Origin of the sequence: uncultured Maricaulis sp. (assembly GCF_947259345.1) — a bacterium.
Classification (GTDB): Bacteria; Pseudomonadota; Alphaproteobacteria; order Caulobacterales; family Maricaulaceae; genus Maricaulis.
The window spans coordinates 83,036-95,184 of sequence record NZ_CAMYLS010000010.1 but is presented as its reverse complement, the minus strand read 5'-3'; the positions used below and the strand labels follow the sequence as shown (position 1 = coordinate 95,184).

9 protein-coding genes are annotated in these 12,149 nt (G+C 63.8%); 5 read left to right on the top strand and 4 right to left on the bottom strand.

Features of this window, described 5'->3' with window-relative positions; translation table 11 throughout:
* Positions 1–301: 301 nt before the first annotated feature.
* Positions 302–2,560, top strand: a complete 2,259-nt coding sequence (locus Q0X62_RS06180; protein WP_297732783.1) for a DPP IV N-terminal domain-containing protein — start codon at positions 302–304, stop codon at positions 2,558–2,560.
* Between the two features lie 4 nt (positions 2,561–2,564).
* Here Q0X62_RS06180 and Q0X62_RS06175 read toward each other — a convergent pair whose 3' ends face one another.
* The 4 genes from Q0X62_RS06175 to Q0X62_RS06160 all read right to left on the bottom strand — a co-directional run bounded on the left by Q0X62_RS06175 (position 2,565) and on the right by Q0X62_RS06160 (position 5,935).
* Entirely contained in the window at positions 2,565–3,287 is a 723-nt protein-coding gene (locus Q0X62_RS06175) for a SprT family zinc-dependent metalloprotease (protein WP_297732781.1), read from the bottom strand.
* A gap of 30 nt (positions 3,288–3,317) precedes the next feature.
* The gene (locus Q0X62_RS06170; RefSeq protein WP_297732780.1) at positions 3,318–3,791 is read right to left on the bottom strand and encodes a GAF domain-containing protein; all 474 of its coding nucleotides are present in this window, start codon (positions 3,789–3,791) and stop codon (positions 3,318–3,320) included.
* Between the two features lie 78 nt (positions 3,792–3,869).
* Complete coding sequence (locus Q0X62_RS06165) at positions 3,870–4,904, bottom strand: hypothetical protein (RefSeq protein WP_297732777.1); 1,035 nt, start codon at positions 4,902–4,904, stop codon at positions 3,870–3,872.
* A 128-nt stretch (positions 4,905–5,032) separates the two neighbouring features.
* Positions 5,033–5,935 (bottom strand): S1/P1 nuclease, encoded by a 903-nt coding sequence (locus Q0X62_RS06160; protein WP_297732776.1) that lies wholly within the window; start codon positions 5,933–5,935, stop codon positions 5,033–5,035.
* A gap of 269 nt (positions 5,936–6,204) precedes the next feature.
* On the opposite strand from Q0X62_RS06160, the gene Q0X62_RS06155 reads away from it, so the two are divergent.
* Genes Q0X62_RS06155 through Q0X62_RS06140 form a run of 4 tightly spaced genes read left to right on the top strand, consistent with a single transcriptional unit; the run spans position 6,205 to position 12,121 of the window.
* Entirely contained in the window at positions 6,205–6,756 is a 552-nt protein-coding gene (locus tag Q0X62_RS06155; RefSeq protein WP_297732774.1) for a TetR/AcrR family transcriptional regulator, read from the top strand.
* Positions 6,753–7,829 (top strand): efflux RND transporter periplasmic adaptor subunit, encoded by a 1,077-nt coding sequence (locus tag Q0X62_RS06150; RefSeq protein ID WP_297732772.1) that lies wholly within the window; start codon positions 6,753–6,755, stop codon positions 7,827–7,829. The genes Q0X62_RS06155 and Q0X62_RS06150 overlap by 4 nt, the downstream gene beginning before the upstream one ends.
* On the top strand, positions 7,826–10,942 hold the full coding sequence (locus Q0X62_RS06145; protein WP_297732770.1) for an efflux RND transporter permease subunit: 3,117 nt from the start codon (positions 7,826–7,828) through the stop codon (positions 10,940–10,942). The genes Q0X62_RS06150 and Q0X62_RS06145 overlap by 4 nt, the downstream gene beginning before the upstream one ends.
* A 33-nt stretch (positions 10,943–10,975) precedes the next feature.
* On the top strand, positions 10,976–12,121 hold the full coding sequence (locus tag Q0X62_RS06140; RefSeq protein ID WP_297732769.1) for an alpha-hydroxy acid oxidase: 1,146 nt from the start codon (positions 10,976–10,978) through the stop codon (positions 12,119–12,121).
* The last annotated feature ends 28 nt before the right edge of the window (positions 12,122–12,149 follow it).

Here is a 12,149-nt window from a genome sequence, read left to right as displayed (position 1 = left end):
TGTGCGAGGTGCCCCCGGCGCCACCTACACAAATTCCATAGCAAGGCACCGGCAAGGCACCTCGCACCCCTCTACGGCCCACACCGCCAGGCGAAATCGTCATGGCGCGAATGGGCGCGTCACCCTTCCCGTCAACAGATATGAGGTGAAGCCATGTCAGCTCGCCGCCCTGCCCGTATTTGGGGTTTTCCGATCTGGCGCTCACGCGCCTTTCAATCCGGGCGGGGCGGTTGCTGACTCAGGTCTGGCCAGCCAAAGCCGCCCCTTTTAGAAAGACACCCACACCATCCGGGGAGTTTTCATGTCTGTTCGCCTTGTCAGCTTTCTGGCTGCCGCTACCGCCCTCGCCGCCTGCCAGCCCGCCAGCGAAGCCCCGGTCGAAGCGACCGAAACGACCGAGCCCGCCCTCACGATCGAGCGTCTCTATGCCAGCCCGTCCCTGTCCGGCGCCACGCCACGCTCGCTGACCTTCTCTCCGGACGGATCCCGCGTGACTTTCCTGAGGGCCAAGGAAGACGATGCCAGCGTGCTCGATCTGTGGGCGATGGATATTGATGGCGGCGAGCCCTACCGACTGGTCGACAGCCAGGTCCTGGCCCCGGACGAACGCGAGCTGACCGAAGCGGAACGCCAGTTGCGCGAACGCGCCCGCATCTCCGCAACCGGGATCGTGCGCTATGACTGGGACAGCCAGGGCGACGCCATCCTGGTGCCGCTGGATGGTGACGTTTTCCATGTTGATGTCGAGACCGGCGAAGCCCGCCGCCTGATGGAAACGCCGGAATACGAGACCGATGCCCGCATCTCCCCGCGCGGCAATTTCGTGTCCTTCATCCGCGAGCAGAATCTCTACGTCATCGATCTGGAAACGGGCGAAGAGACCGCGATCACCACACAAGGCGGCGATCTGGTCTCCTTCGGCATGGCCGAATTTGTCGCCCAGGAGGAACTCGGTCGCCGCACCGGCTATTGGTGGTCACCGGACGAGCAGTTTATTGCCCTCGCCCGCGTCGATGAAAGCCCGGTCGACAATATCCAGCGCATGGAAATCGCCGCCGACGGCTCGGCCCAGGTGGTCGATCAACGCTATCCGCGCGCCGGCACAGACAATGCGACGGTCGAGCTCTTCATCGCCGAACGCGCCACCGGCACGCGTCGCCAGGTCGAGCTGGCGGAGACGGACGACATCTATCTGGCCCGGGTCAATTGGGCCTCCGACAGCGCCACCGCCTATATCCAGGTGCTCAACCGGATGCAGAATGAGCTGACCATCCTGGCCGCCGATCCGGCCAGCGGCGAAGCCTCGCCCTGGCTGGTGGAGAGCACGGATGTCTGGATCAATCTGACCAATGATTTCCGCGCCCTCGCCGATGGCAGCGTGTTGTGGACCAGCGAGGACACGCCCGGCGGTTTCCGCCATATCCAGCACCGTGCCAGCGATGGCAGCCTGATCACGCAGGTCACGTCCGGCGAATGGGTGGTCGACCATGTCGACGCCATCGATCGCGAGGCCGGCCTGGTCTATTTCACCGGCTGGATCGAGACCCCGCTGGAGCGCCATGTCTATTCCGTGCCGCTGGACGGCTCGGCCGCCCCGACGCGGATCACATCCGGCCAGGGTCGCTGGTCAGCGACTTTCGGGCGCGATGCGACGAGTTTTATCGGCACATATTCCGACCCGGAGACGCCGCGCCAGACCGCGCTCTACAGCGTTGATGGCAGCCGCATTCGCTGGATCGAGGAAAACGCCCTCGTGGAGGGACATCCCTATTTCCCCTATCTGGACGACCACATCACCCCGCAATACGGCACGCTGACCGCCGCTGACGGCACAGAACTGCATTACGAGCTCTTCCTGCCCGCCGATTTCGACCCGGACCGGCAATATCCGGCCATTCAGTATCTTTATGGCGGACCGCACAGCCAGCAGGTCCATCGCGGCTGGCAATCCCTGCGCGCGCAGATGTTTGCCCAGCGCGGCTATGTCTATTTCACCCTCGATAATCGCGGCTCCTGGAATCGCGGACGTCAGTTCGAGGCCCATCTCCAGCGCCGCATGGGCTCGGTCGAGGTCGAGGACCAGCTGGTCGGGCTGGACTATCTCAAGAGCCTGGATTTCGTCGATAGCGAGCGGGTCGGGATCTGGGGCTGGTCCTATGGCGGCTACATGACGCTGATGACCACGCTGCAGGCACCGGGTGCCTATGCCGCCGGGGTCGCCGGCGCACCGGTCACCGACTGGACGCTCTATGACACCGCCTATACCGAGCGCTACATGGATCATCCGGACGCGAATTTCGAAGGCTATGAAGCCGCCTCCGTCTTTGCCCATCTGGACAATTACGAGACCCCCCTCCTCCTGATCCACGGCATGGCCGACGACAATGTCATTTTCGCCAATTCAGTACGGCTGTACTCGGAACTCCAGCAGCAACGCGCCGATTTCGAAATGATGACCTATCCCGGCCAGCGCCACGGCGTGCGCGGCGAGGACCGCTCGGTGCATTTGTGGACGATGGTGGTCGATTATTTCGATCGCAAGCTGAAGGACAGGGAATAGGTCCCTAGAACACCACCCAGCGATCGGCCTCGTCACGCATGCGCTGGCGGCGGGGTTTCCAGTCCGGCATCAGGCTCTCCACCACACGCCAATAGGCAGGCGAGTGATTGGGCTCGACCAGATGGGCGGCCTCGTGGGCGCAGACATAGTCGACCAGCTCTTCGGGAAAGCCCATCAGGCGCCAGTTGAGGCGGATGGTCGCGTCCGAGGCACACGAGCCCCAGCGCCGTTTCTGGTCACGCACAATGACCTTGCGAACCGGTCGGCCGAGCTGGCTGGCATAGGCCTCGACCTTCGGCGCCATCAACACCTCACCCTCACGCTTGTAAAAGCGTTGCAGGGCCTTGGTCAGGGTGCGGGTGCGCAGCTCGCCAGCGAGATCAGGGTCGTGTTTGAGAATAAGAAGGTCCCCCTCGCGCCGCACCGTGGTGCGCACGCCCTCGCCGCGCAGATCGAGGGTCAATTCGCCACCGAGCCAGGGCAGGCTGGCCCCGCTCTCCAGGACCAGGTCCGGCGCCGCCGGGCGGGCGGCCCAGGCATCGAGCTTGGACAGGATCCAGCCGGACTTGGTGACCAGGGCGCGCCGGATTTCGCGGTCTGACGCCCGCATCGGAGCGGCCACGGCCAGCCCATCACGCGAGATGGTGAAACCAATGGTCCGGCGTCTGGAGCGCTTGAGCGTGAACTCGATCTCGCGGCCATCCAGATCGACCGAATACGCGCTCATGCCGCCATCCCCTTGGTCCCGCTGCGTCGATCAGGCGATCGTCAGCAACTCGCCACAGATCGCTTCCAGACCGGCCTGGTCATCCGTGTCGAAGGCGCCGAACTCGGTGGAGTCGATATCCAGTACGGCGACCAGCTTACCGTCAGCATCGCGCACCGGCACGACAATCTCCGAATTGGAGCGGCTGTCGCAGGCGATATGGCCCGGGAAGGCGTGGACGTCGGCGACCAGCTGCGTCTCGCCGGTCGCGGCGGCGGCGCCGCAGACACCCTTGCCGAAGGGAATGCGCAGACAGCCCATCGTGCCCTGATAGGGGCCGACCACGAGCTCTTGCGGTTTGGCCGGATCGACCTCGTAAAAGCCGGTCCAGAAGAAGCGCTCACCGAACATCTCGCGCAGCAGACAGCTGGCCGTCGCGAAACGGGCGGTACGACTGGTCTCGCCGGCGATCACCGCGGCGATCTGCTTGCGCACATCTTCATAGAGCTCGGCCTTGCTGGTCATGACATCATCCCTTGCTGATCGCCGGGAAGATCGGTGCGCGGCCGGGTCGGTTCAAGAGGGCTTGGCAGCGCCGACCGGTCAAAGGCGCACATTGCCACGCAGCGACTGACGAATGGCCCGCTCGATCGCCTGCTCGGCCTCATCACCCTTGCCCTCGCCTGGCGCGTCCTCACCCTCCATGCGCCGCGCCTCGAATTCGAGCCGCGTGTGGATCATGCGGATGCGGGCATCGACCAGGCCGTAGATCAATTCCGGGATCTTGGTCGAGACATTCATCCCCAATTCCTTCGCATCCTTGGGCGTGATCGCCTGACTGTGGGACAGGGTGCCGGCGGAGAGCGTATCGGCGATGTGGTGCTCGGGCTTGCCCTCGGCCTTGTGCACATCATTGACAATGTCGCGGGCCACCTGGCCGGCATAGCGATCATATTTTTCCGCTTCATGGGCCAGCATGACCAGCACGTCCTGGGTCGCCAGCGGCCCTTTCTGGGCCAAGAGTTCCTTGTAGGCTTCAGTGGGAAAGCCGCCATAAATCGTGTCGATCGGTCCCAGAGAGGCGGTCGGGTCCATGACGATCTTGTCGGCTGACAGGGCGATCATCGTGCCGCCGGACATGGCGACATAGGGCACATAGGCGACCACACGCGGGTCGCGCTTGGGATTGTAATGCCCCTTGCCCTTGGACAGATGCTGCTTGATCGCCAGCGCAATCATGTGGGCCGGTCGGGCATAACCGCCAAGCGTGTGCAGCACGACCACGATCTTCGCCCGCGGATTGGCCTGGCGGATCGAGGCCACGGCTTCGAAGGCCTCGTCAAAGGCGATCTGCTGCTGGGCGCTGTCGCGGCCAACGAAATCATCGCCGAGGTCATGGATGAGATCGATCAGGACCGTATTCCCGCTCTCGATCTTCTTGCGGTATTTCTCGTAATCCTTTTTGGCGTCCTCATAGCGCGCTGCCCGCTTGCGCCGCAGCTTGTAGACCTGACGCTCATCGGACACGGCCCGCTGTCGATTGAGATGCATGGAGATGGCGCTGATCGCGAGGATCAGGACAAACAGCCCGGCCCCGGCCACGCCGTAGAGCACAGTATTGTCCACGCCTTCGATCACACCCACCCCCAACACACACGACGCCCGGCGCGGATATTAACCAAACGCTAACAGAGCGGACAAGCACAACCGCAACGCCAAAGGTCAATCAGACGCGACGTGTCGCGAATGGCACATGGAGGCAAGGCTCAGTTCAGCGCCCCGGACGTCGCAGACGGCGCCGATCGGCCCGTCATCTGGCGCTCCTCGACCAGCTGGTTGAGGAGGCCGGCAAGGCGCACGCCACCTTGTTTCAGGCGCTGCAGCGAGACCGGCAGATTACGCTCATAATAGGCGTCGCCCGGCTCGATCGGCGCTTCAGCATTGGCCCAGTAATAGGCAAAGCCGCGCGAGCGGACGATGTCATGGCTCTCCTGGGCCCACTCGATGGGTGCCAGGGGCGTGTAGACATCGACGCCATTGAGCGGGATGTCCGCGGCCAGCGCTTCGACCAGCTGCGCCCAACGGTCTGCTTCATCCAGATAGGGCCAGGTCTCAGCCATGTAGTCGAGCAGGATTTCGCTGTCCCAGACACGGTGGAGATTGGTGTGACGCTCGCCGCGCCAGAGCACATCAATCGTATTGCCCCCGAGATCACCTTCGATGGAGACGTGAAGGGGCTGGTGGATATCGCCCATCCAGTGAGCGAGGAATTTCAGGGCTTCCAGCCGATCCGCGTCCGAGCGGGAGCGATCGGCAAAAATGCCGGCATGCAGATCAATGGCGGAGGTGATGCAACCATCCTCGGCGCAATCCTCGGCATCGACCTGCGGGTCCTCTCGGTCCTGATTGATATAGTGCCAGGGCGCAGTGTGGCGGTGGCTCGTGCGCCGGACCTCGTCTGCCCAGGAGCAGACATCGCGGAAATTCTCGAATTGCTGATCCAGCGCGACCAGACGGTCAATTTCGGTGCGGGTCTCGTCAGAGAGGTAGCGATAGGCAAGATCGCAGACGATGCGGTGACCATCGCGTCCGTAAGCTTCGGCCGGTGCCGGCATCACGATCAGGGACAACAGGCCCGTGACGGCCAGGGTACGCAGGAACAAGGTCATGAAGCTCTCCGATCGGATGGCACCCGCCCGGTGCCTGCCCCGGTCTCTAGAAGAGCCGCCGCCGCCCCTCCACTAGTCAGGGCGGGCATCATTTGAAAACCGCAACCCCCGGTCGCAAAACGGAGAATTTTAATGTTGGCCTCGGTGCCAGCGCGCCCGTCAGGCCAAGCTGCGAGTCTGGACAAGCGACCGAAACTATACCGTCTGGACGGTATTGACTGTACCGTCTGGACGGTTTATGTGCAGCGCACAATAATCTGGATTTCCCGATGCCGCCCAACAAGCCCTCAACTCGCGACACCATCCTCGACGCCGCCGAAACCGTGGTCGCCCGTGACGGATCGCGCCGCCTGACGATCGATGCGGTCGCTGCGGAGGCGAGCGTCTCCAAGGGCGGGGTCCTGTATCATTTCCCCAACAAGATCGCCCTGCTGACCGGGATGGTCGAACGGATGATGAGCGAGATCGGCGACGAGATCGCCCGTGCCGAGACCCGGGCCCGCGACGCCGGCAAGCCGCCTTTGGTGGAGGTCTTTGCCAGCATGTTTGATCGTTCGGAAAGCCAGAACGGATTGTCGACCGCGTTGCTGGCCGCCTCCGCCGAACATCCCGAACTGCTCGACCCGGCGCGGGAAATCCTTTCGACCACATTCCAGCGCCTGGCCGAAGAGACACCCGACCCGGTCGCCGCGCATATCCTGATGCTGGCCATGGACGGGCTGAAACTCTCCGTCCTGCTGGACTTCAACCATATTCCCGATCACCAGTTCCAGCCGATCCGCGATCGCCTGTTGAGCATGGCCCGCGAGCTTTACGCATGACCCGTCTTTCCTGGCTCCCGGCCCTGACCGCAGCCCTCATCCTCGCATCCTGCGCGGACGACACCCCCACGCCACCGGCCCAGCCACGCCTTGTCCAACTCGCTGAGGTCACGGCGGAAAATGGCGAGACACGGCATGAATTCGTCGGCCGGGTCGAGGCCCGGCTGAGTGTCGACATGGCCTTCCAGGTCAGCGGGCAGCTGGCCGAGCTTCCGCTCAATGAAGGCGTGTTGATCGAACAGGGCACGCTGGTCGCCGCGCTCGACGCGGAAGACTTCGAACGTGCCGCCCGTGAAGCGCGAGTCCAACTGCAGCAGGCCAATAGCGAGCTGGAACGCCAGCGCACGCTGCACGAACGCGGCATCGCCTCGCAGGCGGCCCTCGACAGCGCCCAGACCAATTATGATCTGCGCGAGGTGGCCCTGCAGACCGCCCGCCGCAATCTGGGCTATGCCACCCTCACCGCCCCCTTTGACGCCCTGGTCAGCCGACGTTTGGTGGACAATTTCACCATCGTCTCGCCCGGCCAGCCGGTGGTGCGCCTCATGGACGTGTCGGAGCTGCGCGTCTCCATCCCGATCTCCGAAGGCATGGTCGCGACGTTTGACGCGGATGACCTGGTCTCGCTGGAAGCGGCTTTCTCCTTCCTGCCCGGCCAGACCTTCTCGCTGGTGCCGCGTGAACTGGTCTCCGAGCCGGATGCCGCCTCACGCACCTATCGCGCCATTGCTGCCCTGCCCGACAATATCCCCGCCAATATCCTGCCGGGCATGACGGCGACCGTCTTTGCGCAATTCGCCAATGACGCCAGCGCCCTGACCGGCATGCGGATTCCGCTCGCCGCGGTCAGTGCCGCGCCGGACGGGTCCCAACGGGTCTGGGTCTTCGACGAGACCGCCGGAACGGTATCTCCCCAATCCATCACGACCGGCGGTTTCGAAGGCGAGACCGTTATTGTCACCGATGGTCTTCGTGCCGGTGATCGTATCGTCACCGCCGGCATCTCCGCGCTGCATGACGGGATGGCAGTCCGCCCGCTGTCCGACACCGCCCGCTTCGGCACGCCGCAATGAGCAATTCCTCGAGCCCGTCCAGCGCCCTTGCGCGCCTCTCGATCGAGAAGCCCGTCCTCACCTGGATGGTCATCCTCTTCTGCCTGCTTGGCGGGCTGAGCGGCTTTCTCAATGTCGGCCGGCTGGAAGATCCGGCTTTCACGATCAAGGAAGCCATCATCTTCACGCCCTATCCCGGGGCGACCGCGGAAGAGGTGGAACAGGAAGTCACCGAGACCCTCGAAATCGCCATCCAGCAAATGGGCGAGGTCGACGAGATCCGCTCCGAGTCAGCGCCCGGCCTGTCGGAAATCCATGTCACGGTGGACGACACGATCGACAGCGACGACATGCCAGCGGTGTGGACGCGGCTGCGGGCCAGGGTCCGCGATACCGTCGCCTCGCTGCCGCCCGGGGCTGGCGCGCCGGTCGTCTATGATGATTTCGGTGACACTTACGGCATCTTCTACGCCGTCACCGCCGAGGGCTATTCCGATGCCCGCATCCGCGACATTGCCCGCACCCTGCGGCGCGAGCTCCTGACCGTCGAGGACGTCGCCAAGGTTGCGGTGGACGGCGAGCCGGACGAGCGCATCTATATCGAAATTCCGCAGGAAAACCTGGCGCGCCTGGGTCTGTCCTATTCGGCTTTGCTGGAGGACCTCGAGCGCGAGAATGCGGTCGTGAGCGCCGGTTCAGCGCCGATGGATGACCGCCTCGTGCGGGTCGAAATTCCCCAGACGCTGGGTGGGATTGATGCCATCTCCAACCTGCTGATCACGCCGCGCGGCAGTGACCAGGCCATCCGCCTGTCCGATATTGCCGAGGTGCGCCGCCAGCCGGTCGAGCGTCCCTCCCAATTCATCTACCACAATAATGCCCGCGCCTTCACGATCGGCGTGGCCGGACTGCCGACTGCCAATATCGTGGATGTCGGCCATGCGGTGGAAGCCCGCCTGGCGGAATTGGAGTCCAGCCTGCCACTGGGTGTCGAGCTGCACCCGATCTACCAGCAGCACCTGGTCGTCGATGAGGCGATCAATAATTTCCTGCTCAGCCTCGCCCTGTCGATCGCCATCGTGATCGGGGTGTTGTGCCTCTTCATGGGGTGGCGGGCCGGATTGACCGTGGGCGCCGTCCTCTTCCTGACCGTGTCCGGGACCATCTTCTTCATGGATATCTTCGCACTGGAGATGGAACGCATCTCGCTGGGCGCGCTGATCATCGCCATGGGCATGCTGGTCGATAATGCCATCGTCGTCACCGAAGGCATGCTGACCGGCGTGATGCGCGGCCGTCCGCGCATGCAGGCCGCCGAAGAGGCCGTCGCCTCCACCCAATGGCCGCTTCTGGGCGCCACGGTGATCGGCATTCTCGCCTTCGCCGGGATCGGCCTGTCGCCGGATGCGACCGGTGAATTCCTGTTCTCGCTCTTTGCGGTGATTGCGATCTCACTGCTCTTGAGCTGGGTCATTGCCGTCACCGTCGTGCCGATGATCGGTTATCACCTTTTCGCCGCCCAGCGCGCGGCAGCGCAGGCGGCCGGCAAGGCGGATCTGGATTTCGACAGTCTCTATTCCGGGCGTCTGTTCAATGGCTATCGCGGCCTGCTGACCCTCGCCCTGTCGCGCCGCTGGACGGTGCTGGCCGGGCTGATTGCGGTGACGCTGGTCTGTTATGTCGGCTTCGGCTCGGTGCGAAACTCCTTCTTTCCGGCGACCAATACGCCAATGTTCTACGTCAATGTGGAACTGCCCGAGGGCACCGACATCCTGACCACGGATGAGACGATGCGCGAGATTGGCCGCTTCATTGCGGCGCAACCTGAAACCGAGGTGATCGACACATTTGTCGGCGCCGGTGCGACGCGCTTCATGCTCACTTATTCGGCCGAACAGCCCAATGCCGCCTATGGCCAGGTCATCGTGCGCACACGCGAAATCGACGCCATCCCGGCATTGGCCGACCGCATTCTCGCCCATGTCCGCGAGACCCTGCCGGATGTCGACATTCGCGCTGACCGGATCATCTTCGGACCCCCTTCCGGCGCCAAGCTGGAGGCGCGCTTCTCCGGCCCGGATGCCGATGTCCTGCGCGCCCTCGCAGAGGAAGCGATAACCGTCCTGAGCCGGGATGGCGATGTCATCGATATCCGCACCGACTGGCGCAACCGGACGCCGGTCCTGCGCCCGCTCATCATTGAGGAGCGCGCCCAGACGATCGGAGTCACGCGGGAAAATATCGCCAACGCGCTGCGTTTCGCCACGGTAGGCAGCCAGGTCGGCGTCTATCGCGAAGGCGAAACCCTGATCCCGATCCTGGCCCGGGCGCCGGAGGCGGAGCGATCCGATCCGGACTATCTCGACGACCGCTTGGTCTGGAGCCCGCAACAAGCGGCCTATGTCCCGATCAACCAGGTCGTCTCATCCTTCGCCCTGGAATTCGAGGATGTTCTTATCCAGCGCCGGGACCGCACGCGCACCATCGCCGTGCGCGCCAATCCGCACCCCTGGGAGACCGCGTCCGAGGGCTTTGCCCGTTTCGCACCGATCATCGAGGCCATCGACCTGCCGCCGGGCTATTCGATGGAATGGGGCGGCGAGTATGAAGCCTCGGCCGAGGCCAATGCCTCGCTGGGCGGGCAATTGCCGCTGACCTTCATCGCCATGCTGACCATTTCCTTCCTGCTGTTTGCGAAGGTGCGGCAACCGCTGATCATCTGGGCCGTGGTGCCGATGTCGGTGAATGGTGTGGTGATCGGTTTGCTGGCGACCAATGTCGCCTTCTCCTTCACCGCCCTGCTCGGCCTGCTCTCCCTGTCCGGCATGCTGATCAAGAATGCGATCGTGCTGGTCGACGAGATCGACATGCGCATTCGCGGCGGCGCCGATCAGGCCGAGGCCGTGCGCGATGGCTCGATCAGCCGCCTGCGGCCGGTCCTGCTGGCGGCAGCGACGACGATCCTCGGCATGACGCCGCTGCTCGCCGATGCCTTCTTCCAGGGCATGGCGGTTACGATCATTGGCGGGCTGACCTTCGCCACTGTGCTCACGATGATCGCCGTACCAGTGCTCTATGCCCTCTTCTTTGGCATTCGCCCCAAGCCGGCCATCGAAGGCCCGGTCGAGACTTGACGCTGTGTCGGGAAGCGGACAACGCTCGCGCCCATGACAGCGATTGACCAGGTCCACAATATCGAGGCTTTGCGGGCCCTGGCCCGCAAACGCCTGCCGCGCATGGTGTTTGACTATATCGATGGCGGGTCCGACGACGAGATCACGCTCGCCCGCAATGACAATCGCTATGGCGATTACGAGCTGAATTTCAAATCCCTCGTCGATATTTCGAAGATCGAGTTGGAGACGACCATCATGGGCGCGCCGAGCAAGGCGCCGATAATCGTTACGCCGACGGCCGCCCAGCGTCTGTTCAATCCGCGCGCCGGTGAAGCCGCGGTCGCCCGGGCCGCGCGCAAGGCCGGTCTGATCTACTGCCTGTCCACCCTCGCCTCGACCACGATCGAGGACATCGCGACCCACACTGACGGACCCAAATGGTTCCAGGTCTATGTCTGGAAGGACCGCGCCATTGTCGAGAAAGCGCTCGAGCGCGCCCAGGCAGCCGGCTTTACCGGCCTCATCCTGACAGTCGATGTGCCGGTGGCCGGCAATCGTGAGCGGGACCATCTCAACGCCTTCACCATCCCGCCGAAGATCAATGCCAGGACGGTCAGCCAGGTCCTCGCCCGGCCGGGCTATCTCTGGGACATGGCGACCACGCCGGAAATCCTTGCTGCCAATTGGGCGGACATGGACACAGGCGGAATGGGCATCATTGAATTCCTCAATTCGCAGTTCGACCGCACGGTGACCTGGGAGGATGCCAAGTGGATCAAGGAGGCCTGGGGTGGCCCCTTCGCGATCAAGGGCATTGCCCGGCCCGATGATGCGCGGCGTTGCCTTGATGCCGGCGCCGATGCGGTGTGGATTTCCAATCATGGCGGGCGACAGCTGGACACGGCTCCGGCCACAATCGACACCCTGCCCGATATTGTCGCCGCCGTGCGCGGTCAGGCCGAGATCATTCTCGATGGCGGCATCCGGCGCGGCACCGACATCATCAAGGCGCTGGCGCTCGGCGCCAATGCGGTGGCGGTCGGGCGACCCTATCTGTTCGGACTGGGTGCTGCCGGTGAAGCCGGGGTCGCGCGGGCCCTGGATATCCTGCTGACGGCGCTGGAACGCGACATGGCACTGGTTGGCGCGTCCCGCCTGTCAGACCTGACACCGGACTTTGTCCGTCTGCCGCGCTAGAAATATCACCAAGAAGAAACCAATCATC